This is a genomic window from Butyrivibrio sp. NATIVEDY162 (assembly GCF_045999815.1).
Lineage (GTDB): Bacteria > Bacillota > Clostridia > Lachnospirales > Lachnospiraceae > Butyrivibrio.
Genome location: NZ_CP172573.1, coordinates 1,582,606 through 1,606,499 on the forward strand (window position 1 = coordinate 1,582,606; position 23,894 = coordinate 1,606,499).

17 protein-coding genes are annotated in these 23,894 nt (G+C 43.2%); 5 read left to right on the forward strand and 12 right to left on the reverse strand.

What is annotated here, in order from left to right; translation table 11 throughout:
- Positions 1-722: 722 nt before the first annotated feature.
- Positions 723-2,567 carry a translational GTPase TypA gene (gene typA, locus ACHCNF_RS06530; RefSeq protein WP_408071975.1) on the reverse strand — a complete coding sequence of 615 codons (1,845 nt, stop codon included), beginning with the start codon at positions 2,565-2,567 and terminating at the stop codon, positions 723-725.
- A gap of 187 nt (positions 2,568-2,754) precedes the next feature.
- Between typA and ACHCNF_RS06535 the strand changes: the two genes are divergently transcribed.
- Positions 2,755-3,234, forward strand: coding sequence for a hypothetical protein (locus ACHCNF_RS06535; protein WP_408071976.1), 480 nt, complete (start codon positions 2,755-2,757; stop codon positions 3,232-3,234).
- Complete coding sequence (locus ACHCNF_RS06540; RefSeq protein ID WP_408071977.1) at positions 3,231-5,066, forward strand: carboxylesterase/lipase family protein; 1,836 nt, start codon at positions 3,231-3,233, stop codon at positions 5,064-5,066. Before ACHCNF_RS06535 ends, ACHCNF_RS06540 begins: the two co-directional genes overlap by 4 nt.
- Before the next feature lie 29 nt (positions 5,067-5,095).
- Here the strand turns inward: ACHCNF_RS06540 and ACHCNF_RS06545 are convergent, their stop codons facing one another.
- From ACHCNF_RS06545 to ACHCNF_RS06555, 3 genes are read right to left on the reverse strand one after another with little or no spacing between them, the layout of a single operon-like run.
- A complete protein-coding gene (locus ACHCNF_RS06545) occupies positions 5,096-5,962 on the reverse strand; it encodes an AraC family transcriptional regulator (protein WP_408071978.1) in 867 nt (288 codons plus the stop codon).
- Positions 5,963-5,980: 18 nt separating this feature from the next.
- Positions 5,981-7,195 (reverse strand): putative glycoside hydrolase, encoded by a 1,215-nt coding sequence (locus ACHCNF_RS06550; protein WP_408071979.1) that lies wholly within the window; start codon positions 7,193-7,195, stop codon positions 5,981-5,983.
- Positions 7,196-7,250: 55 nt separating this feature from the next.
- Positions 7,251-7,883, reverse strand: a complete 633-nt coding sequence (locus ACHCNF_RS06555) for a YigZ family protein (RefSeq protein ID WP_408071980.1) — start codon at positions 7,881-7,883, stop codon at positions 7,251-7,253.
- Between the two features lie 247 nt (positions 7,884-8,130).
- Here ACHCNF_RS06555 and ACHCNF_RS06560 point away from each other — a divergent pair, with 247 nt between their 5' ends.
- Positions 8,131-10,968: a transglycosylase domain-containing protein gene (locus tag ACHCNF_RS06560; protein ID WP_408071981.1), complete on the forward strand. Its 2,838-nt coding sequence runs from the start codon at positions 8,131-8,133 to the stop codon at positions 10,966-10,968.
- An 81-nt stretch (positions 10,969-11,049) separates the two neighbouring features.
- On the opposite strand, the gene ACHCNF_RS06565 is transcribed toward ACHCNF_RS06560, so the two are convergent.
- The 6 genes from ACHCNF_RS06565 to ACHCNF_RS06590 form a co-directional block, all read right to left on the reverse strand.
- Complete coding sequence (locus ACHCNF_RS06565; RefSeq protein ID WP_408071982.1) at positions 11,050-12,225, reverse strand: PAS domain-containing sensor histidine kinase; 1,176 nt, start codon at positions 12,223-12,225, stop codon at positions 11,050-11,052.
- A 116-nt stretch (positions 12,226-12,341) separates the two neighbouring features.
- Complete coding sequence (locus ACHCNF_RS06570) at positions 12,342-14,630, reverse strand: TaqI-like C-terminal specificity domain-containing protein (RefSeq protein ID WP_408071983.1); 2,289 nt, start codon at positions 14,628-14,630, stop codon at positions 12,342-12,344.
- 96 nt (positions 14,631-14,726) lie between these two features.
- A complete protein-coding gene (locus ACHCNF_RS06575) occupies positions 14,727-17,654 on the reverse strand; it encodes a YfhO family protein (RefSeq protein WP_408071984.1) in 2,928 nt (975 codons plus the stop codon).
- Between the two features lie 302 nt (positions 17,655-17,956).
- Positions 17,957-18,709: an amino acid ABC transporter ATP-binding protein gene (locus tag ACHCNF_RS06580; protein WP_408071985.1), complete on the reverse strand. Its 753-nt coding sequence runs from the start codon at positions 18,707-18,709 to the stop codon at positions 17,957-17,959.
- A 13-nt stretch (positions 18,710-18,722) separates the two neighbouring features.
- Entirely contained in the window at positions 18,723-19,379 is a 657-nt protein-coding gene (locus ACHCNF_RS06585; protein ID WP_408071986.1) for an amino acid ABC transporter permease, read from the reverse strand.
- Between the two features lie 84 nt (positions 19,380-19,463).
- Positions 19,464-20,363, reverse strand: coding sequence for a transporter substrate-binding domain-containing protein (locus tag ACHCNF_RS06590; RefSeq protein WP_408071987.1), 900 nt, complete (start codon positions 20,361-20,363; stop codon positions 19,464-19,466).
- Between the two features lie 209 nt (positions 20,364-20,572).
- Here ACHCNF_RS06590 and ACHCNF_RS06595 point away from each other — a divergent pair, with 209 nt between their 5' ends.
- Positions 20,573-21,124: a CinA family protein gene (locus tag ACHCNF_RS06595; RefSeq protein WP_408071988.1), complete on the forward strand. Its 552-nt coding sequence runs from the start codon at positions 20,573-20,575 to the stop codon at positions 21,122-21,124.
- A 164-nt stretch (positions 21,125-21,288) separates the two neighbouring features.
- A complete protein-coding gene (locus ACHCNF_RS06600; RefSeq protein ID WP_408071989.1) occupies positions 21,289-21,894 on the forward strand; it encodes a YgjV family protein in 606 nt (201 codons plus the stop codon).
- A 12-nt stretch (positions 21,895-21,906) separates the two neighbouring features.
- Here the strand turns inward: ACHCNF_RS06600 and ACHCNF_RS06605 are convergent, their stop codons facing one another.
- Both ACHCNF_RS06605 and ACHCNF_RS06610 read right to left on the reverse strand, forming a co-directional pair.
- Positions 21,907-22,770, reverse strand: a complete 864-nt coding sequence (locus tag ACHCNF_RS06605) for a GGDEF domain-containing protein (protein ID WP_408071990.1) — start codon at positions 22,768-22,770, stop codon at positions 21,907-21,909.
- Between the two features lie 23 nt (positions 22,771-22,793).
- Complete coding sequence (locus ACHCNF_RS06610; protein WP_408071991.1) at positions 22,794-23,714, reverse strand: FIST N-terminal domain-containing protein; 921 nt, start codon at positions 23,712-23,714, stop codon at positions 22,794-22,796.
- Positions 23,715-23,894: the final 180 nt, after the last annotated feature.

Consider the following 23,894-nt stretch of genomic DNA (forward strand, 5'->3'; position numbering starts at 1 on the left):
CGTTTTCCGCTATGGTAGCAGAACTTTAGTCTGATTCCATTCTGCTACCTTCTCCGTTTTCCGCTATGGTAGCAGAGCTTTTGTCTAGTTCTCTTCTGCTACCTTCTCCGTTTTCCCCTATGGTAGCAGAATTATTGTCTGGTTCTGTTCTGCTACCTCCTACATTTTCCGCTATGGTAGCAGAACTTTTGTCTAGTTCTGTTCTGCTACCTCCTCCATTTTCCGCTATGGTAGCAGAGCTTTTGTCTGGTTCTCTTCTGCTACCTTCTCACAGTTTCACGATGGTAGCAGAACTTTTGTCTGGTTTTCTTCTGCTACCTTCTACATTTTCCGCTATGGTAGCAGAACAATAAGCGCTTTCCGCCAACCATTACCCCTTTCCATCAACCATATGATCTATACAACCGTGATATAAAAAAAGAATGCTGCTCGCGATATTCTTGCGCCGAGCGCGGTTGTGGAATACAACATATTCCTATCGTGCGAGCGCGCTTCCTTAGCGCAGCCTTCTATTTCATAAGAAACCACTTTCATAGGAAACATTTCCATGGGAAACACTTCCATAAGAAAACACTTCCTTAGAAAACACACTTCTATAGGAAACTCACTTGCATAGAAAACCACTTTCACAGAAAACAAACTTTCCTATGGAACAAAAAAATTGCTCCATGACCACCGCCATGGAGCAATTTTATAAAATATGATTATTTCTACAAACAATATTATTTCTTGTTATTCTTAGCTGCGAAGCCAGCTCTCTTTCTGAGTGTAGGATCAAGTATCTTCTTGCGGATACGAAGTGTTGTAGGTGTTACCTCAAGAAGCTCGTCAGTGTCGATGAAATCGATGCACTGCTCAAGTGACATGATTCTCGGAGGAACAAGTCTCAGAGCTTCATCTGAAGAAGAAGTTCTTGTGTTGGTGAGGTGCTTTGTCTTACATACGTTGACCTCGATGTCCTCACTCTTACCTGATGAACCGATAACCATACCTGAGTAAACCTTATCGCCGGGGCTGATGAAGAGCTGTCCTCTCTCCTGAGCATTGAAGAGACCGTAAGTAACTGCTTCACCTGTCTCGAAAGCTATAAGTGATCCCTGCTTACGATATGAGATATCTCCCTTATAAGGTGCATATCCATCAAAGATTGTGTTCATGATACCGTTACCCTTGGTATCTGTCATGAACTCACCTCTGTAACCGATGAGTCCTCTGGAAGGAATAAGGAACTCAAGGCGTGTGTAGCCACCGTTTGCAAGTCCCATGTTGATCATCTCACCTTTTCTCTCACCGAGTTTCTGGATGACACTTCCTGAAAATTCCTCAGGAACATCGATGTAGCACTTCTCCATAGGCTCAAGCTTTTTACCGTTTTCGTCGGTCTTGTAGATAACCTCAGCCTTACTTACAGCGAACTCATAGCCCTCACGACGCATAGTCTCAATAAGAACTGAAAGGTGAAGCTCACCACGTCCTGAAACCTTGAAGGTCTCTGTAGTATCAGTATCCTCAACACGAAGAGAAACGTCTGTGTTAAGTTCCTTGTAAAGACGGTCACGGATGTGACGTGATGTTACATATTTACCTTCCTGACCTGCAAGAGGTGAATCATTAACGATGAAATTCATTGAAATAGTAGGCTCGGAAATCTTCTGGAAAGGAATAGCATTCTGAGCATCAACTGCGCAGAGTGTATCTCCAATCTTAAGCTCTGAGATACCTGAAACAGCAACGATTGCTCCGATTCCTGCTTCCTGAACCTCAACTTTTCCAAGTCCCTCAAACTCATAGAGCTTGCTGACCTTAGTCTTGATGATTCTGTCAGGCTCATGATGATTGACGATAACAACGTCCTGGTTAACCTTAAGTGTACCGTTATCAATTTTACCTACACCGATACGGCCTACATACTCGTTATAATCGATTGTGCTGATAAGCATCTGTGTGCCTGCATCAGGATCACCCACAGGAGCGGGGATGTAGTTGATGATAGTGTCAAGAAGAGGCTTCAAGTCGCTTCCGGGCTCATCAAGTGACATTGATGAAACACCTGCCTTAGCTGATGCGAATACGAAAGGACAGTCAAGCTGCTTATCATCTGCACCAAGATCAAGGAGAAGTTCAAGAACTTCATCAATAACCTCATTGGGACGTGCCTCAGGTCTGTCGATCTTATTTATACAAACAATTACGGGAAGTCCCAGTTCCATGGCCTTACCAAGAACGAACTTGGTCTGGGGCATTGCACCCTCGAAAGCGTCAACAACAAGAATAACGCCGTTAACCATCTTAAGAACTCGCTCTACCTCGCCACCGAAATCTGCGTGGCCGGGTGTGTCGATGATGTTGATCTTGATATCCTTATATTTGATGGCTGTGTTCTTGGACATGATGGTGATTCCGCGCTCACGCTCGATATCGCCTGAGTCCATAACGCGCTCTACGACGTCCTGCCCTTCACGAAATACGCCGCTCTGTCTGAGCAGTCCGTCAACCAGTGTTGTTTTACCGTGATCGACGTGGGCGATAATTGCTACGTTTCTGACATCGTTTCTTGTCTGTTTCATGGTTTTCCTCCGTACTAAAAATTCTTCTATATTAATAAGAAATCAATGTTATTTGTTTTCAAAACTCAGTTAGTATATCACGCGGCATTTTTTTGTGCAATAATTTCGGGTCCTGTTATATCATTAAATAAATATAAACTTCACTTGTTGTATTTAATTTTGATTATTATCGTTTTAAAATATATATATGGATGATTATGAGAAGAACCTGAAAAGATTTGAAGCTCTTCAGGGTGATAAGCTGAAAATTCATAAGGATGATACTCCCAAAACCAGGGTTTGTATCAACTGCGGAAGGAGAATTCTCCATGACGTAAAGGGCAATTTATGCCCAAAATGCGCTGAACAGGAGCTTTTCTGTGAAGTCCGCGACTACATCCGTGCAAATGATGTAAAAGATTATGATGTTGCCGAACACTTTGGTATTCCGCTTTCCAAAGTGAAGGAGTGGATAAAACAGGGTCGCATCCAATACAAGGATGACCCCACAATGAAGGAGATCATCATGGGCAACTACTGCCAGATATGCGGAAGACCAACAAGTTTTGGTACCATCTGCCCGCAATGCATGCGTGAAAAAAAGCGCTCTGAACAGCACGGCGTAGCCATCGGTCAGCCCAAGCCCGAAGGCAGCAATAAGATGCGATTTATGGAAGAGGACAAATGATGATTTTCTTGATGATTGTTGCGATTTTATACATTATTTTATTAGAGCTTTCCAAGAATATACTTGCAGGATGGGCTGTCGGTATATTTCTTTTTTTAGTCTACTTCTGTGTGAGACAGTTCCTAAAAAAGAAGGAACTATGGGATGTTAAAAAGCTCCTTATAGGACTGGCTGCCCTTGCGGTTGCACTTTTCATAAACTATCTCGTAACGGCTCCTCCTGAAAAGCTGACACCTGCTGTCACCTACCAAAACCCGGAGGCTACCGGCATTGTCCACATAGATCAAGGCGACCTTACAGGAGTGTACAGCGAGGATCGCAGAGTATCGATTTTCGCCGGCATCCCCTATGCCAAGCCCCCTGTCGATGACCTTAGATGGAAAGAGCCGCAGGATCCTGAAAAGTGGGAAGGCGTAAGGGCCTGTGATACCTTCGCTCCCAAGGCCATGCAGCCTGCCAAGTCAACTCTCTACTCTTCTCTCTCAAGTATTCTTGGGACTCACAACTACGAGTTTTCCTGGAAGGATCAGTACAGGGAAAAAATGAGCGAGGATTGTCTTTACCTGAATATTTTTGCACCTGCTGATTATGAAGGTGAACCGCTCCCTGTAGTATTTTTCATACATGGCGGGTCGCTTACTACAGGCAGTTCTTTTAATACCGAGTATCGCGGCGAGAGCTTTGCCAAAAAGGGCGTGATCCTCGTCAACTTTGCATACAGACTCGGCGTTTTCGGTTACATGGCAAACGAGGAGCTGGCGACAGAATCTCCGAATGGAACCACCGGTGACTACGGTCTTTTGGACCAGATTATGGCATTAAAATGGGTTCATGAAAATATCGGTGCCTTTGGCGGAGACCCTGAAAACATCACGATTGCGGGTGAATCCGCAGGCTCATCATCAGTAAATGCCCTGTGCGTATCGCCGCTTACCAAAGGTCTTTTCGTAAGAGCAATTGCAGAAAGCAGCAGTATCAATGTCAAGAAGCCTTATCACACCTTCCGAGATATGTCGGAAGCGCTTGATGAAGGTCAGATTGTAATGAAGGAATTCGGTGCAAAAGATATCGAGGCTTTAAGAAAAGTCAGTGCAAGAAAGCTTGTGAAAACAACCTCCGATAATGACAGTATGTGCGTTGACGGCTACGCCATTAAAGAGCAGCCGTACCTTACATATGAAAAAGGTGAAAACCACGAGCAGGCTCTTTTAAACGGTTCCAATCTGAAAGAGGCAGATGCCTTTATACTAAACACAAAGGCTACAAATGAGAATTATGAAGAAGTGCTTGAGCCCGTGCTTGGTCATTTTGCCCAAGATGCTGCTACAATCGTGCCTCCGGGAAGCATCAAAAGAGATTCTACCTTTATTGTAGATGCGGGCGGCGAAGCAAAGGGAAGCGCAGCTTATGTCTACAGCGACGCATGGTTTTCCTACAGTCACTTTGTATGGAGCAGATACATGGAGCAGCAGAAAAAGCCTGTATATCAGTACTTTTTCACAAAAACAAATAATTATCTAAGCAATAACCACGCCGGTGAGATGGTTTATGCCTATGGCAACCTCTATCGCCACAAAGGAATGTACAATAAAAAGGACGAGGATCTCTCTGAAATCATGCAGACTTACTGGACCAATTTTGCCAAGACAGGTGACCCCAACAAGGGCGGTCTGCCCTACTGGCCTCAGTGGAACAGCGAGGATGATCTTCTGCTCGAGCTAAATGATGACATCAGACTGATTGAAAATCCCTACCGCAGTCTTAACAAGATTTTGGACAAATATCAGGGCTACGGCAAAGGAAAGTCATTCCATCTAAAGATGGGGAATTAGAAAGAATGGCAGCTTCAAAAATAGCTGCCTCAATCAGACTGTCGTACGAAAAGAGCCCTGTAGGCTCTGGGTGTCATTCCCTTCTCTTCGCGAAAAACACGATTAAAGCTGGGAATGCTCTGAAAACCTGACAGCATCGCAACCTCTGTCAAGGTTCTGCCCTCCTCCGCAAGGAGCTCGGATGCCCTCTCAAGCCTTATCATGTTCAGCCATTTGCTGTAGTTCATTCCGGTTGCATTTTTAAAAATTCTTGAAAAATAGTCCCTGCTTATTCCTGCCATGCTGGCCATTGTCCCCTGTGACAGATCATCCGCAGTAAGATTATTCTTGATATAGTCAGTGACCATTATCATTCGCTGCATGACGTCGTCAGTATAGCCGTAGGGATCCTCCTCCAGTTCAGGAGCCAGCTCATTTCTGTGTTCCGCTAAAGTCAGCATGAATTCCATAAGCAGCATACAACATCTGATCTCGCAGCCCTTCATATCCGAAAAGAAGATATCCTTCATCTTTTCAATTATGGTTTTGAGCTCTGCCGCCAGCTCAGGGTGCGCCTCCACACAGATGATGTGGAGATTGCGATACATATGCATTATCCTCTGAAGATCAAACAGAGAATTCATAAATGAATTTGAAAACTGTATAACAAGGGCTTTTTCTCTGTCTGCATCTACTACTGCATGAGTCTCCATAGGCCACACCAGAACTATATCGTCAGGTATCAGCTCGTATGTGTTTTTGCCAACCTTGTAAATATTCGGTTTTCCAGGGCCCACAAGGACAATCTCGCCATATGAATGCCAGTGCATCTGATAGCTTCTGCCCTTAAATCCTGTTGCCATATTAAATGCACTTACATGGTCAAAATCATATATCTCGTAATTACTGTAATCCATTTTGTGTGTATCCAATCTTTATTTAAAAGCGTCCCATTGATATTTGCAGGAAGGGTTCCATATTATCCAGGAGTAAACACCGTTATCATTCACTGCCCTTATCTGATCCTGCAGCTCCTGTACGCCATAGGTTCTGTATTTACTTAGATATGATGCGGTAAACCCCTGAAGCCAGGGACGTACCTTTGCCTGTTGTCTTTTCCCCAGAGGATTAACAATTTTTAATGCCAAATCAGAATTCTTCATGGCGCCGTCTATAGTCTCATAGGGATGAAGGTCGGGATAGTCAATGCCCATGGTTCCTTCATAGTAGTGCGACGGATATATCATCGGTGAGAGGTACTCACAATCCATGGAAAGCCAGGGATATTCCTGCCCTACGATATCACTGTCAACAACCGAGTTGATGATGGTTCCAAAAACATCAAGAGAAAGGGGAATGGCCTCTTTTTTCAGATCAGCATGGGCATATCTCACAAATTCATACACAGCCCTGCGCCTTCCATAGCCGTTAATCCCAATATCTTCTTCCTTGATTCCTGTTGGAAATCTCACATAATCAAACTGAACTTCATCAAAACCTGCTGCCCTGCATCCCTTCGCAACTTCTATCAGATAATCCCTGGCCTCCTTCACTCTGGGATCGATCCAGTTGAACCCCTTGGCGTCCTCATAGACACTTCCGTCTGCATTTTTCAGCATCCATTCAGGCTTGATCTCATCTATGAAGGGATCTCTGAAGGCAACACATCTTGCAATCGCATAAACACCATGTTCATGAAGAGTTTCCAATAGTCCCGGCATATCTTTAACAAGAATGTCCTCTACTCCAAGCCCATCTATAAATTCGGAATCCATGTCAAAAGCGATTCTTCCTTCATCTGTTTTCACATCGATAACAACCGCATTAATGCTGGTTTCATCGATATGCTCTATTATCTCATTCATCATTCCGGAAGTTCCTGCCACATGAGCGCTGACATATATACCGTGAATCTCATCCTGAGAATCGTTGTCCGGCTGAACCTTAACAGAAGACTCCGTATCTTCCGCATTGCCTGAAGATATCTCTGAGCCTGTGCCTTCTGATGATTCCTCCAGACCTGTGATAGGCTCCTCTATATCTGTATCGGCCAAAGCTCCTTCAGAAGTAATTATGCTGCCCGGCATTGCCATCAGTGATGCAGCAAGTATCAAAGGAAATACATGTAATTTTATGTTTACTTTTTTCATAATGCTCCTCCAAAATTAGATTTTACTACAAAACATGAGCATTAGAATAGTGAAATCAAAATGCAAAATAACCTTCTTCAAGTTCATCTATTACAATCTTTCCTTCAGTTTTTTGCGTTAGACCGTCAACAATTCTGGAGGTATCCTCCATGCGGACTGTTATGTCATATTCGACCTTGTCTGTGTAGGCCTCGTTCTCAAGCGGGATTTCCTCCTGACGAAGGTAATATTGAATATTGTTGATAAGAGTATAGTCTGCCGTGAGGTGATACCGTTTGCCATATACCATCTCTCCTATTTCGGAAGCCGCAAGGCCTGCCTGGGCAGCCTGAGTGTATGCGCGCACAAGGCCGCCGGTGCCAAGGAGCACGCCTCCAAAATATCTGGTTACTATAATTAGTACATTTGTAACACCGGATCCTTTTATAACTTCAAGAATAGGTTTACCTGCAGTGCCGGAGGGTTCTCCGTTGTCGCTGCAGCGGGTTGTTCCAAAATCAGCGCCTATTACAAAGGCATAGCAGTTGTGCCTTGCATCCCAGAACTTCTTCTGATAAGCAGCTATCTGCTCCTCTGCCTCCTGCACACTGTTAACAGGCAGGACATTGGCTATGAATCTTGATTTCTTTTCAACGATTTCTCCGCATCCCTGTTTTAAAATAATCTTATAGTTATCTGTTTTTCCCATGATATACACCTTTATAAAAAGCAAATCCGGACCGCATAGCCTGCACATTACTTTTCACACCTTAAGTGTTCACCTTTAAGTAACAAGCCCATTTGCCGTGGTACTATGCTTTATTTCCCTAATTTGCTATAATAGTAGTTTGAAATAGAATGACTACATTATAATCATATGTTGTTATACGAATCGGTCATTTTAAATAGCCTGACCAAAACACTATAACATCATATCACATCAACCGGAGGAAAATATGAATTTTGGCAGAAAAGGTATACGGGATCAGCAACACTCGCTAGTCTCAAATACCACAAAATGGGGAAAGAAAGTATCCCTGATATCCTTTGAGCTCATACTTATCGCGTGCATCGGACTTGGTGTCATCGGAGTGTGTGCAGGAATAGGTGTTTTCAGAGGCATCATTGACACTTCCCCTGAGATAGGAAATATCAGCGTTACGCCCACCGGATATTCAACCTTTGTGTACGATACTGAAGGAAATCAGACAGCCAAGCTGGTATCAACTGATTCCAACCGTATTCCGGTAACCTGGGACATGATCCCCGAAAATCTTGCGCATGCATTTGTTGCCATCGAGGATGAGCGTTTTTACCAGCACAATGGAATAGATATACAGGGTATTGTCAGAGCTGCTTATGTAGGTATCACCAGCAGAGAATTATCTCAGGGTGCCAGTACCATCACTCAGCAGCTTTTGAAGAACAACGTATTTACGGGTTGGACAAGTGAGAACTCCGACATCGCCAAGATAAAGAGAAAGATTCAGGAGCAGTACCTCGCTATTCAGCTTGAAAAAAATATGAGCAAGGATGAAATCCTGCTCAACTACTTAAATACCATAAACCTTGGAAGTAATACACTTGGTGTTCAGGCTGCTTCGCTTCGCTATTTTAATAAGCCTGTTTCAGATCTGACGCTTTCAGAGTGCGCGGTCATCGCCGGAATCACTCAGAACCCCAGCAGATTTAACCCCATCACTCACCCGGATAAAAACTCCGAGCGTCGTGACAAGGTCTTGAAAAACATGCTTGAGCAAGGCTACATCACACAGATTGAGTACGATGAAGCCAAAAACGACGATGTCTATGCGAGAATACAGGTTGTTGATGAAGAGATATCAGATGACAGTGTAAACTCCTACTTCGTTGATGCCCTCACCAATCAGCTTATCGATGACCTTATCGATGCGGGTTATAACGAGACTCAGGCATACACCCTGCTCTACAGCGGCGGTCTGAAAATTTACTCAACTCAGGATCCTCATATCCAGTCAATTGCTGATTCAGTTTTCATGGACGAGGCTAACTATCCCGAGGGAACCAAGTATCTTCTCGAGTATGCGCTGACCACGAAGGATGCAGAAGGCAACAAGACGAACTACAGCTCGGAGATGATGAAAAGTTATTTTCAGCAGGAATCAAAAAGCTTCAACATGCTCTTCGATTCACAGGAAGCTGCGCAGGCTGCAATCGATGAGTACAAAGCAGCAGTTGTGGGAAATGACACAATTGATGGCGAATCAATCAATCTCACACCTCAGCCGCAGGTATCACTTACTATCGAAGATCACAAGCAGGGCTACATTGTTGCCATGGTTGGAGGCAGAGGAAATAAGGTTGCTTCAAGAACCCTTAACCGCGCTACCGATACTGTTCGTCAGCCCGGTTCAACCTTTAAGGTTCTTTCAACCTACGCACCTGCTCTTGACAGTGCAGGACTTACACTTGCAACCATACTTAATGATGCTCCTTTCAATTATCCTGACGGACGACCGGTTAATAACTGGTACGGCGAGTCCTACAGAGGACTGACATCCATCAGAACAGCTATCAAGGACTCCATGAATGTCATTGCAGTTAAGACCATGACGCTCATCACTCCTCAGCTTGCTTACGATTATCTGAAAAATTTTGGCTTTACAACAATCGTTGAAAAGGAAGAGATAAACGGAAAAGTCTTTTCAGATATTCAGTTACCCACAGCTCTTGGTGGTCTGACACACGGTGTTACCAATATGGAGCTAAACGCAGCCTATGCAGCAATCGCCAACGGCGGCGTATACATTAAACCCAAGCTTTACACCAAAGTTGTTGACCACGAAGGAAATACCATCCTTGACAACACAAAGGGTGATTCCACAAGAATCCTTAAGGATTCAACAGCTTATCTTCTGACAAGTGCAATGGAAGATGTTGTAACAAGCGGAACAGGTACCGCCGTTAACTTTGGAACTACGGCCATCGCAGGTAAGACCGGAACCACATCAGATGAAAACGACGTATGGTTTGCAGGCTACACAACCTACTACACTGCAACCACCTGGGCAGGCTATGACAACAACGTGGACCTCTCCTCCAAAGCGGAGCAGCATCTTGCAAAGACTCTCTGGAGGGCTGTTATGTCCAAGATTCATGAGAATCTTCCGTCAACAACTTTTGAGAAGCCCGATTCAGTCATAACTGCTACCGTATGTGCAAGGTCAGGAAAACAGCCAATTGGCGGTCTTTGTGACGGCACACTCCTCTCTGAATACTTTGAAGAAGGTACGGTTCCTACAGAAAGTTGTAACGTTCACTACTCAGGCACAGTTTGTCAGTCCGACAGACTCCCGGCTTCTGAGCTGTGTCCGTTCAAGATTTCAGGTGTATTTGAGCTGATTCCTGCTGAGCCTGCAGTATTACAGGCACAGTCACCGAACAGCGGCGGTGCATCCAGCGGATTTACCACCAGCGTGGATGAGCTTGGAAATACGGTTGTAACTCCTGTCGCTACCTGCCACCATACTCCTGAGTTCATGGCTCAGCCAAACATCCAGGAAATCCTGGCACAGGAAACATCCCTTATACAGCAGGGTATAGTAAATACTCAGTACTACACTCCTGAGTCAACACCTGCAAGTCCGGACGCTCCGGCACCAGTTGAACAGCCTGCAGAACAGCCCGCAGCCGCGGCTCCTCAGGAACAGGTCGCACCTGCACCGGAAGCAACTCCCACCGAAACACCTCAGCCTGAGGCAACACCTCCCGCTGATGAGGATGACGAGGAAGAAGAAGAAGAAGATAACGAATAAAAAATAAGCATACGCATAAAAATAGCAAGCACTCCCGAGCTATGTCGAGGGATGCTTGCTTTTTAATTATTTATATTCGGCCTACTCCATAGGCACAGCTTCAAGTCTAATTGTAGCTGTAAAGACACTCCCCAGCCCTTCCTCACTCTCCGCTACGATGTCGCCCTTCATCAGACATGCAAGGCGCTTAGCCACTGAGAGTCCAAGTCCTGTTCCGGCACCATACTTGCTGGGATTTCTTTTTTCCTGAGAAAAGGTCCTGAAAAGGCTCGGCATAAAGGCCGTTCCAATACCGCAGCCTTCATCTTTTACTACAAAAGCTATATTATAGCAGTTCTCCTGCTTCCTGGATGTGACGGTTATCTCTACAGTATCATCACGGTCACTAAACTTAACTGCATTGGAGGTAAGATTTATGACCATCTGCTGGGTTCTGCCAAGGTCGCAGATAACCTGCGGATTCGCCCTGTAATTTCTGTTTACGATCACATTTATATTCTTTTCCTTAGCGAAAGCGCGAGTGATATTTTCAACGCCATCAACTATATCATCAAGGGATGTTCTGCCCGGATCCAGATTCAGGTTGCCGCCGTCAATCTTATTGATGTCCAGAATATCACTCATCAAAGTTGAGAGATAATGACTGGAGGTATAGATTTTGCGCATATCATTCTTTAGTACATCTACATCATCCTGAGTCATTCCAAGATATGAAAGTGCGGAAATCGCGTTCATTGGATTTTTGATCTCATTGCTCATGCGTGATAAAAATTCAGCCATGCGTCTGTTTGCACGCTTTTCATTTTCCAGAAGCTTATCGTTTAATCTGTTAAGCCTCTCAATTTTCGCTAGTCGCTCCAGCTCATCCGTAACATCCATGAAAGAGCCTACCAGCCCGATAATATCACCCTCATCATATATAGGAGTCTTGGTTGCTATGATGTCACGAACCTGTCCCCTAATGATGCACTGTCCACGTACATTGTGAGTGCTCTCTCCTCTAAGTACCCTCAGCTCATCCTCCATGAATGGCTTCGGGTCCGGATGCCAATTCATGTCCTCATCCGTTTTGCCTATCACCTCATCTGCTGTATCGAATCCGTAGAAATCAAGAAAAGCCTGGTTGACGCCAACAAATCTACGCTCTGTATCCTTCCAGAAAATGCAGTCCTGAGTTGTATTAATTATCTTGTCAAATAGCTTATCTGCATGCTCATTCAACGATATAGTTTTTAGTTTCTGGTTGTTTTCACCCATGATTTTCCTCTTAAAAAACTCAATAATGATACGCGTAAGTTTTTTACGTTTTTCTTATTTTTATCACAAAAAAACAAGCCTGAGTAAAATCATTATATCACTATATTTCGTAAATGCTAGAGCGAAAGCAATAAGTTTTCATTATTTATAGATTGCTTTATTAATTCTGTTTTTTCCGGAGTCAGTTTAAAAAGGTCAAAACACATTTCATCAATCTGTCCATAAATCTTTTCAGCCTTCTCTCCGGCTGCTTCAGATTCTGCTTTGGTCATGTTTTCGTTTCTTGAAAGCAACATCAGTTCGTCAACAAGCTCAATTATTCTTTCTTGCGTTTCCATATTTGCCAATGGAATCGGAAGACTTTCTATGTGTGAGCGAAGAACCTTTACTGAACGAAATTTTTTTCTGAAATAATACTCCGAAACGCTTGAATTCAGAACCGCTAAAATGTACTTCATACTGAGATTTTCAATGTTCGGAATTACGATATTACAACTGTTTAATGACAGCGTCTGTTCATCATCATATGCAAAAACAAGATGCCCTCCGATGAATCTGTAGAGGAGTTTTTGAGGTGCACGGTACATGGGAACCGGGGCAACTTGTTGATACTTTTCAGGCTCAAATGTGATATAGCACTTGGGCTTTTTAAATGAATATCTGAAAATATCAGTCCCCTTCAGGATTATCTCATTGGTAGGACTCTTTCGCGATTTCAGCATATCCTTGTTGGCGCCTGTGACTATGCCCAGAGCAAAGTCAGCATTCCCCTTAAGGAAGCATACATCCTCCAACTTGGTCAAATATTCCAAGAGCTCATACTCTTCATCGGGCATAAGGAAGTCAAATCCTGTGTCCGATATTTTTCTCACTGAATTTATCCTGTAGGATGTATCCTTATCGTAAATTACGGGATGGCCGCCAAGGAAATTTGAGTATATGATTTTTCCCGGTTCTTTGGTATCTCTGTTTTCTTTGACTTCTCTGTTTTCTTTGGCTTCTTTGGTCTCAATCAATTTTGTCTTTGCTTCATCAGTCTCATCAAACTCTGCTACCTCGCCGCTAATCTTCTCTGCTTGCAGAATTATAGACGGACACTGAACATGGTCAAAGACATCCCCAAGATACTCCAAATGCGTCAGCGTACTGTTTTCGATCAGAAGTCTTCTGGAAACCGTATGCGACTTTACAAGCAGCACAGACTCCGGAAGAACAAGTGATAAGGCACCGCCACTTTTCAGAAGGTTAAGTCCCTGCTCTATGAAAAGGTCATAGGAGTCCAGCGACTTCTCAGATGCTACCAGAAACCTTTCCTTTAGGAATTTCCTCTCCTCATCAGGAAAAGTTGAGCCCCACGGCGGATTTCCAAGGATTATATCAAAAGTCTTCTCTGAGGGATCCATGTGTAAAAAGTTTGTTGTAGTGATGTGTTCCTTCCAGAAATTCGCATCAGGAAGTTTATATTTCAGCGCTAGATTAAGCCTTGCAAGCTTCACACTCATTTCATCGATGTCAAACCCATAGATGTTTTTAGCAGGAATTCCCGGAGGCAGGCAAAGAAGGAAATTGCCAGAGCCGCATCCCGGATCAAGGATCACCTTGTCCTGTCCGTCAGCAAGAACATTAGCTTCAAACAAATGCCCCAGCAGGCGCTGCACAATATTCCCCGGCGTGTAGTATGCGCCGATGCTTTTTCTAGTCTGGAGATGCTTAAGAGATATATAGACAAAGCCCAGGGTATCTTCCCCGGGGATGTATGTCAGCCCATCAGCGAAATTCTTGAATTTAAGATTTTGCCTATTGTCTGCAGATGGATTTTCCTCTTGCTGCTGGCAGCCATTCTGTCTTTTCTCTGTAACATGGTTTTCTTCAAGCAGGTGAGGGCTGTTTTCCACATTCTCTGCAGAAAGGTTGGATTCGTACAGTTGATTGCAATCGCTCTTGCTCTCTCCGGCACAGATATCATTTAGCAGAATGTCATACTCTCCTCTATCCTCCTCCGAGACGCGACTTGCTATCAGTTTCTTTGCGCATTGGAGAAGTATTGCACCGATGTAATCATCCTGGCCATCATTTTCAGTAGCAGCATCCAAAGCCGTCGCACTTTTTTCAAGGCCTGCCACATCCATAACAAGCTTCTGCACAATAGCGAAGTTAGGAGACGAATTTGCAATATAAGAGCTGTACAATAAATTCCCCGACACATGACTCTTGTTGCGCCTGCTTCTAAGGGACTTCATCTTGCCACTCTCAAGATCTTCTTTTAGCGAGCGCACATAGTCATCTGAAAAGGTAAAGGAGCGTCCTCTTTTCCCTGTGGGTTTAATTTTTCCAAGCTTAACCCAGTTTCTTCCGGTAGCAGGAGTTATTGACAATTCCTTACATAAGTCAGTCAGAGTATACATAAGCAATCCTCACTAAATGGTCGATAGTTTTTATGACAAGTATTCCAAATGTCAAATTATATCGTAGTAGATCCAACTTTTTTCTTCATGGGTATTTCAAGCCTCTTTGTTCTTCTTGCTATTCTTCTCGTTGCTCTTCACCTTGTAATTGCTTAGATGATTAGTTCTTCTCCATCCAAGAGAAATCAGCAGCATCAGTCCGGCCAGGCTCATTATACCCCCTTGAAGTAATCCCGGTGTGCGGTAAATAAGCTTTATATCATGATGCCCCGGCTCAAGCTCGAGAGCACTGAACATCGTATCAGCAGGCATGAGCTCTTTCTTTTTGCCATCCACATATGCCTTCCACCCCTTTGAATAGGGAATCGACAGGAAAAGTATCTCATTATCCGTTGTGTCGATGCTTCCTGTTATATTATTGGTTGCAAAAGAAATGGGATTCTTGTGCAAGTCTACATCATATAAAGTGTGTTCCTTCAAGCTCTGAAGCTGTGCATGCATAGTCGTAAGATGTCTGTTAAAAACTGACAGCTCATCAAAGTTGTAAGTCCCCTTATCGCTAAAGGTGATTCTTATCTGAGTTTTCGCAGTATCAGAATATCCCATATTTACGATGAAATCATGCCATCCTGAATAATACCAGGATTTCTCTGTCTTATAATCTATGTTCTTTTGAATGGTCGTGCCATCAGCAAGAGTCGTTGTCACAGCTATCTGAATTATGCCGTTTTTGCTGTTTACATGCAGGTTCTTGAAAAAAATAAGTGTCTCCGCATTTGCTGTTCCATTGAAATCCAGAATAGCCGAAGCACCGGCTTCCTTTACCTTTAAGCCTCCGGAAACTTCCTTTATTTTTCCTTCAAATGAGATCTCATAAGGAATAGTTTCTGAAGTGAAGGTCGGCTCAGCTTCAGGATAAGCTGCTGCCTTTTCGTCCGGAAGGACAACTCCGTAAAGCAGTGCCTCCTCTCGTTCTACAGGTGAAAGCGCCTCAAAATCGCTTTGGGAAATAGCCTGTCCATATGTAAATCCAAGAGGCATTGCGTCCTGATTTTCATAAATTCCGAAGTTATACTTTTCATAGGAAGGCGCATAGCCGTAGGGCACAAAAGCCTGCTGATCCGGCGTGTTGTAGCGAAGAGAGTAATAGCGCACGCCTGCAAGGGAATTCAGAATCGCTCTATCATCCAGCGCAAAATATGCAAAGCTCTGTTGGTCATTGTTAGCCATGAGCTTGAAAAACTCCGATACATTTTTATCAGCAAGACTCCAGAAAAATTGTGTCGAAGAGATGCCGTCGAGCATCGCAGCGTTCCAAACAAGGTCACGTCCGGAATAGCGGTAGAAATCTCCTGTCACGTCGAGTCCGTCTGCCTCAGCATTTTCCTCCACAACCTGCACCTCTGTACTCTGAAGCTGAGCATACATCTCCTCAGGACTGCACGCATCCATGTAATCCCTGATCATGTTGCCCTCTTCAGGCGCATAAGCAGCTCTGCCGTTTTTCATGATAAAAAAGAGTGTCAGCAGGAGTACTGCTCCGCTTACAACAGCCTTCAGGATTCTGCAGGTTCCGGTTATGCCGAAGTCTTTTTGTCCTTCTTCCGCGGATGCCTTGTCTTGCTTCGATAATACTAACTGTTCGATTTTTTCTCCCAAAAAGTCTGTGAACTCGGCTGTTATAAAACCTGCAAAAAGTGCGCAGGCAAAGGCCCATCTGTTAACCGCATAGGAAAAAGCAGCGAACACATAACCGCAAAATGGCAGGCACAAGAAAATTGTGAACAGAATCGCAAAGACAAGCTCCTGATATAAACGCAGATTATTTTGATATTCAGCTGTATTTTTCCACGCCACAAAAACTGCAGTAGGTCCGTCGTTTTTGTCCGCTTTTTTCATCAGTTCCTTCTTTTTTCTTTGTATCTCAATCCTTGCAGCGACTAAATGATATATGCTCCGCACCACAACAACTAAAAGTGCTGCCACAAAAATGGGTGTAAATCCAAGCTGTGTGTCATTTTGTCCGTGATATACGAAGGTGTAGAGATTTTTTATAAGTTCTTTGTAATAGTCCGCATCGTAGAAAAACGGTACTTCAATTCCCGAGCCCGATCTTGGGTTGTTCGGAAAAGCAACAAGCACCGGAAGCAATATAAACATACTCATAAAGGTTCCGATCATGCCATATAAAAAGAAAGTACCAATTGTTTTGAAGGTTTTCTTCGAAAGAGATGAATTATCAGTGGTTACGGGTGATAATTCATCAATTAAGCTTTTACCGGCTTTTCCAAAATTCAGGAACAATAGTCTTACAGCCACATATATTATTGTCAGCAAAACGATAATATAAAAGAAATAGAAATTATTCGTCGCAGCAAGGAAGATTGAAACCGCGAAAAACACGGGCTTTTTTTCCTGCAAAATCTTCTCTGCCCCCAAAAGGACAAGTGGAAAATAAATAAGCGGATTTGCAAAGAATGGATGCCAAAGTCCCAGATACATAAAGTATGAACCAAAACCATAGGTAAACATACCCGCAAAAAGAGCTATGGCTGACATGTCTTTCCGCATATATTTCGCATATAAAGAGAATGCTATACCGGCAAGATATGCACGCATTATCATTACTATCTGGAAATAGATGTGGATATATTCTGTTTTAACAAATGCTGAGAACAGATTGAGAATATCGCCAAGCGCATAGTATTGAAGCGTAGGATACATATCACTTCCGTAACCAATGCCAAAAGCGAAGGTCTGAAATGACAAACTATGATCGTGAATCAGATGATAAAAAACACCGCGCAGCCACTTCGAGTAATATGCTGCTGCTTTCAGATGCTGTCTCCAGGTATCTCCTGTGCAAATGAATGATTTACCGTTTTTTAAAAAATATCCGTAAACAAGATAGGACATCACCGCAAACATTACGGTGTAGATGATATAGAATAACGCTGTAACTCGAACTGAATTTGCAGAAGTGGTGCTAGTATTTGTGGAACTATTATTTGACTCGCTTTTCATTTTATATTTTTCCTTTGGTTTTAGTGAATCTTCCAAAGGGATTATATCATATATTATGTTGTTTTTGGCTTGTAAGCTAAGCCCGCAGCTGCCTTTTGCAGCTTATTTGCAAATTAATACACTGGGATTTATATATCTGCCTTTTTCCAGTGTATTCTTGCTTGCGACATTCTCGCGCGAGTGCGCATCCTCGCGGAGCGTTTTTGTATCATAGGAAAGCATTTTCCTATGATATAAATAAGCGTACCCACTACGGATACGCTTATCTTACTTAATATCTATAATTCGCAGCATTATACATCTTAACTGTTCAAACTCGACAGGAACTGCTTGGTTCTCTCCTCCTGAGGGTTGTTGATCACCTGATCGGCAGGTCCTTTCTCAAGAACTATACCATCATCCATGAAAATGACTTCATCTGCGACATCTCTGGCGAAGGACATCTCATGAGTAACAATTATCATGGTTGTGTGCTTGTCTGCCAGGTCTCTGATAACTCTAAGCACCTCTCCTGTGAGCTCCGGATCCAGTGCAGATGTAGGCTCATCAAAGCACAGTATGTCAGGCTGTAAAGCAAGTGCTCTTGCTATAGCAACTCTCTGTTGCTGCCCACCCGACAGCTGATGAGGGTATCGATACATTCTGTCGGCAAGTCCCATCTGATCAAGAAGCTCTTTTGCATGCTCCTCAATTTCCGCATACTCATCCGCCTTTGCCGATAACTTTGGGGCAAGCATAACATTCTCAAGAGCTGTATACTGGGGAAACAGATTAAACTGCTGAAAAACCAGGCCAAAATGAAGTCTCTTTAGACGCAGTTCTTCCGGCTTGTCCTCAGGCTTTGAAGCATCAAAAATAGTCTCTCCACGGACAGCTATTGTTCCCTTGTCAGGTCTCTCCAGGAAATTCAGGCATCTGAGTAAAGTAGTCTTGCCACTTCCTGAAGATCCTATGATTGAAATCGCCTGTCCCTCTTCCATGCTGAAGCTGATTCCCTTGAGGATACGGATGTTTCCAAATTTCTTTTCGATATTGTTTACTTCTAAAATTGGCATATTTTTTCCCTATTTACCTAAAATAACTCAATTTCTTTTCAATATATCCAAACAGTAGTGTCAAAAGCCCGCTAAACAGCAGATAAAAAGCACCTGTGTAGAACAAAGGCCAGATAATGCCGCTGCTCTTAATAAACGCCTGGCCGTTCCAAATAATCTCATAAACCGCAATAACTCTTGCAAGAGATGTGTCCTTTACAAGAGTAATGACCTCATTTGAAATAGGCGGCACTATACGCTTTATTACCTGAAGCAGGATTATTTTTCTGAATATCTGGGTTCTGGTCATGCCGAGGACTTTGCCCGCTTCGTACTGACCCACAGGAATCGACTGAATACCACCTCTGAATATCTCTGAAAAATAGCAGGCATAATTAAACACAAACGCCATCAGCGCTGCCATAAATCTTCCGTTTCCACCGGAGCCCCATATATTAAGCCCCAGAAAAATTCCGGGGCCGTAATATATGATAAGTAACTGAAGCATCAGTGGTGTTCCGCGCACTACCCAGATGATAAATCTTATAGGTAGCCTTACTACTGTCGCTTTTGTCATCGAGCCGAAACATATGAATAGTCCCAGCGGCAATGAAAAAACAAGCGTCAGTGCAAACAGTTTTATTGTTCCAAGAAACCCTTCCAAAAGGGATATTGTTACAGTTACAAACATAGTATTTCCTTCTAGTATAATCTACGTCCTATCACAGTAATGATCATAGTGTCACAAGGTCCTTCTAAAGCAGTTTTATCTCAATTACTGACCAATTACTGCGTCCTGAACACCGTATGTTTTAGCAATCTCCATCATGCTGCCGTCTTCATACATAGCCTTGAGCTCACCATCAATATAAGCTGCAAGATCTGAGCCTTTGCGGCATCCGATTCCATATTCCTCTGTTGTAAGCTCAACTGTGTGAACAAGATCGGGATAGCTTGTACCCTCGCCTATCATGGCACCTGCCATAAGAAGATCTATGATACATGCACCTGATGTACCGGCTTGAACCTCCATAACGGCATCAGCCTGAGTTGATACGGAAATAAAATCATAACCGTTCTCTGTAGCTACTGCCTCACCTGCTGAACCTGCTTCAACAGCATAATTGAGCTTGGAAGCATCCTCAGCTGTCTTCACTTCTTCTGAAAAATCTGAAGGAACAACTACAACCTGAGCGTTGTTAAGATAAGGCTTTGTACATTCCATAGAGTTTGTAACTTCGCTTGTAAGTGTCATGCCGTTCCACACAACATCAATTGACTTGTTCTGGAGTTCAAGGATCTTGTTATCCCAGTCAATCTCAACAAACTCAGCCTCTACCCCAAGAGACTCTGCCACTTTTTTTGCAAGGTCAGCGTCATAGCCAATCCATTCACCATTGTCTCCCTTATAATCCATGGGAGCGAAATCGGTCACACCTACGATGAGCTTGCCCTTACCTTTAATGTAATCCACATCTGACTCACCGGCAGCATCTGCACTCTCACTGCCCTCAGCGGCTGCATCTGCACTCTCACTAGCTTCAGCACCTGCCTCTGATGTCTCAGCACCGGCATCAGCCGTGTTATCTCCACTACCTGCGTTTTTATTTCCACATGCAGTCATTCCAACTACCATTGTTGTTGCAAGAAAAGCTGCTAATATCTTATTTTTCATAATAAACCTCTCTATTCTTTTTTGTTGATGTTGTACCAAATAATCCTCGAATTGTTTTCACTCTTTAACACTCTACCATACTAAATTGTTTTTAGCAAATACTTATTGCTCATTTGTATCAAACAGGCTACGATTAATTTGTTTCTGCTTCCTGCGGACACAATAGGAAGTTGTAAACAAGAATAGATATATAAAATCGGAGATTCCACATGATAAATGAAATATCAGTGATTAAAAAATATGAAAAGATAACAAAGTATCTGATAAAAAAAAAGCTCACCATAAGTACCATGGAGAGCTGCACTGCTGGAATGGTAGCATCTTTTCTTACAGATACCGAAGGATCCTCTGCCACATTAAAAGGTGCCTACATAACCTACTCAAATGAAGCAAAAATAAAGCAGGGTGTTCCGGCTGATGTCATACAAAAAAACGGTGTATATTCTCCACAGACAGCACTCGCAATGGCTACTGCCTGCATGGATTCTTATAACGCAGACATCGGAATCGGTGTGACAGGAACTCTTGGCAACACCGATCCTGATAATGCAGACAGTGTCCCGGGAGAAGTGCATCTGGGGCTGATTTACCCAGCCTCCTACCATTCAAAAATCTCTACAGACACCTGCAACCCCAAGACCTCAGCAGACATCTGCCGTACCACAAGCTTCACGCTGCCTCCTGCATCTTCAAGGCACGAATACAAGCTTATTGTGGCTGACCTAATTGCGGATGAGATCATCAAAAATCTAATAGAGTAGCCAAATTCTTATAAAACTTAAAGAATTAATTTATGAATTCTTTTTTTGACCTTTCATACCTGTCATCATACAATAGAATACAGATAAGCATCTTTATCATTAAGAATATAAGATAAACATCTTTATCATTAAGAAAGGATGCTCCTTCGGAGCAGGTGAAAATCATGAATCCAAATACAATTTTCGAAATAATCGGTTATATCGGATCTGCGCTTGTGCTTTTATCATTTATGATGGTTTCTGTTTACAAGTTGAGAATTGTCAATACCATCGGAAGTCTGTTTTGTGTAATATATGGTTTCCTCATTGGCGCATATCCCACAGTCGTAATGAATATTGCACTTGTTGCCATTAACGTGTACTACCTTATGAAAGCAATGAATACCCAGAAAAACTATGACCTTGTAAAAGTATCAGGAGATGATGGTCTTATAAAATACATTATAGATCTGTATAAAGACGATATTGCCAAGTGTTTTCCCGGCATATCAATGACTTTTGCAGGTGTAAACAGCAGCTTTGTAGTTTGTCACAATGGCAAACCCGTCGGAATTCTGCTTGGCAACTTAAAGGATCACACATTGGATATCAAGCTTGATTACTCAATACCTCAGTACCGCGATTTCTCTGTTGGAGAATTCCTTATGTCCAACCTTGTAACTGAAGGCATCGACAAGCTCATATACAAAGGACCCACTGAAAATCACAAGCCCTACCTCAAGAAAACAGGCTTCGTAGAAAAAGGTGACCATTTCGAAAGGATTCTCTAAGGCCGGAAACCTCTACTCAAAAGTCCTGTCATCATCAGACAGATCAGCCCTGACCACGCGGTTTCGGCCGCCCTCTTTTGCATCATAGAGAGCTTTATCAACGCATAGGAAAATATCCTTACTGTTAGTATCTCCGGCCACCGTAATAACACCTACACTGATGGTGAGATTCCCGACCTCAGGGAAAATGTGATTTTCAGTTCTTTTTCTTAAGGTCTCTGCTATGCTCATGGCCTCATCATCCACAACCCCGGGCAGAATTACGAAAAATTCCTCGCCGCCCCAACGGCCCGCCATGGCATCCGTGTGTTCATTTGCCAGATTTTCCAAAATTGCAGCCATCTCTTTTAATACCAGATCGCCTGTCTGATGGCTGTAATTATCATTTACGCTCTTGAAATGATCAATATCTATCATAAGAAGACTGAGCGGAACTTTATTGAAAGCTGATTCATCAAGCAAATTGTAAATGATTTCCTCAGTCTTACCTCTGTTGTAAAGGCCTGTAAGAGCGTCCTTCTCCGCCATTGTTCTTAACTTGTCGTTTAGGATCTGAAGATCCCTCTGGGCATTTTGAAGCTCTTCCATAGTCGTGTAGACAAGGCTTGTCAGCCTTCGCATCTGTGCTGCGGGTCCCTTTAACACCGTATCATCAACCCACACCTCAGGTAATTCCTCTGCTTTGCCTTCACCCTCACGCATTGCGATGGAGAGCTGCGTAACATTGTGCTCAACAATCTCCCCTGACTTCTCGTCACGAATAATCTCACCCCAGGTGTAGAATCCGGAGGTTGAACACAGCTGCTCGTAGGGCTCAAGCTCCATATCAACATATCTCTCCCAGAACGCTTTTCTGACTATACATGAAAAAAGCATAATAACCTGTGGTTTAAAGCTTCTTATTTTTTTAGCCTTTCATTAATCTGTTTAACTATTGTGGCAGGATTGCCATAAGACAACTGAATCTCCATGCCCTCTATGACATATCCATGCATGTTAAGTGAGCCATCCTCTTCAATGTGAATGGCGCTCCTAAGCCACTGGTCTCCATTATATTCTGCAAGAAGCGGGAAAGTATAACCCTCCTGAGCATTATCTCTCAATCTTCTGTCTATCTGAAGAAATCTCTCATATATCTCCGATGCGGGTCTGCCACCCAGTTCAATAAGCTTGTGGCCATCAGCCCTGGTAACTGTAAAGGGCACTCCCAGAGGCTCCCAGCCTATTACCTTATCCATATCTATATAAAAATCTTTTCCTGCAAAAGTAGTTACAAGAATGGAATTATACATAATTCCCTTTGCATCAAACACATAATGCACAGGCGAATTCATCGCATGCCCGCCTGAATACCCGCCAAAAATCCTGATATCACGTGAGCACTCATCAATCTCATCAAACAGGGATTTCGTCTCAAACTCAGTGCCCGGAAGAATCATCTCAGCGGCCTTGATATCAGGTATACTGTCAAGCTGCTCGCGGATTGCCCTTCCAACCTCTGCCTCATGTCCCTTCACATTATCATAACGGAATACATTGACATCTGTAGTCTCGAAGAAAAGAGCACCAATAAGGATGCCCTTACTGATTACATGCCCCTCCATAATCTCCCCGGCTGACATAGTTCCGACTATATCTGCTTCCGGGAAAATGACGCAAAGAGTCTTAGCGACATACTCAGTAAACTCTACGCCCTCCATTCCGCTGTAAATGTGCAGCAGCATCTGTTTGTACCGGCCGGAGTTCCAGGCACCTAATATGTCACTTATCCGTTCAAATAATTCTGCTCTATCCCTGAGCTCAGCAAGAATCTGTTCCAAATTAAACTTCCCTCATAATCACAAAATCTATCAAGCCTAATGATAATAACATTAAGCTAATCTAAAATCCCCTAAGTGCATTACTCAAATCCAATTGCACAGTATTAGTTTATAACAAAGATAAACATCAGAATAGCATTTTAATTGTTTTTTATTTTTCAAACTCCGCATGTTGGACAT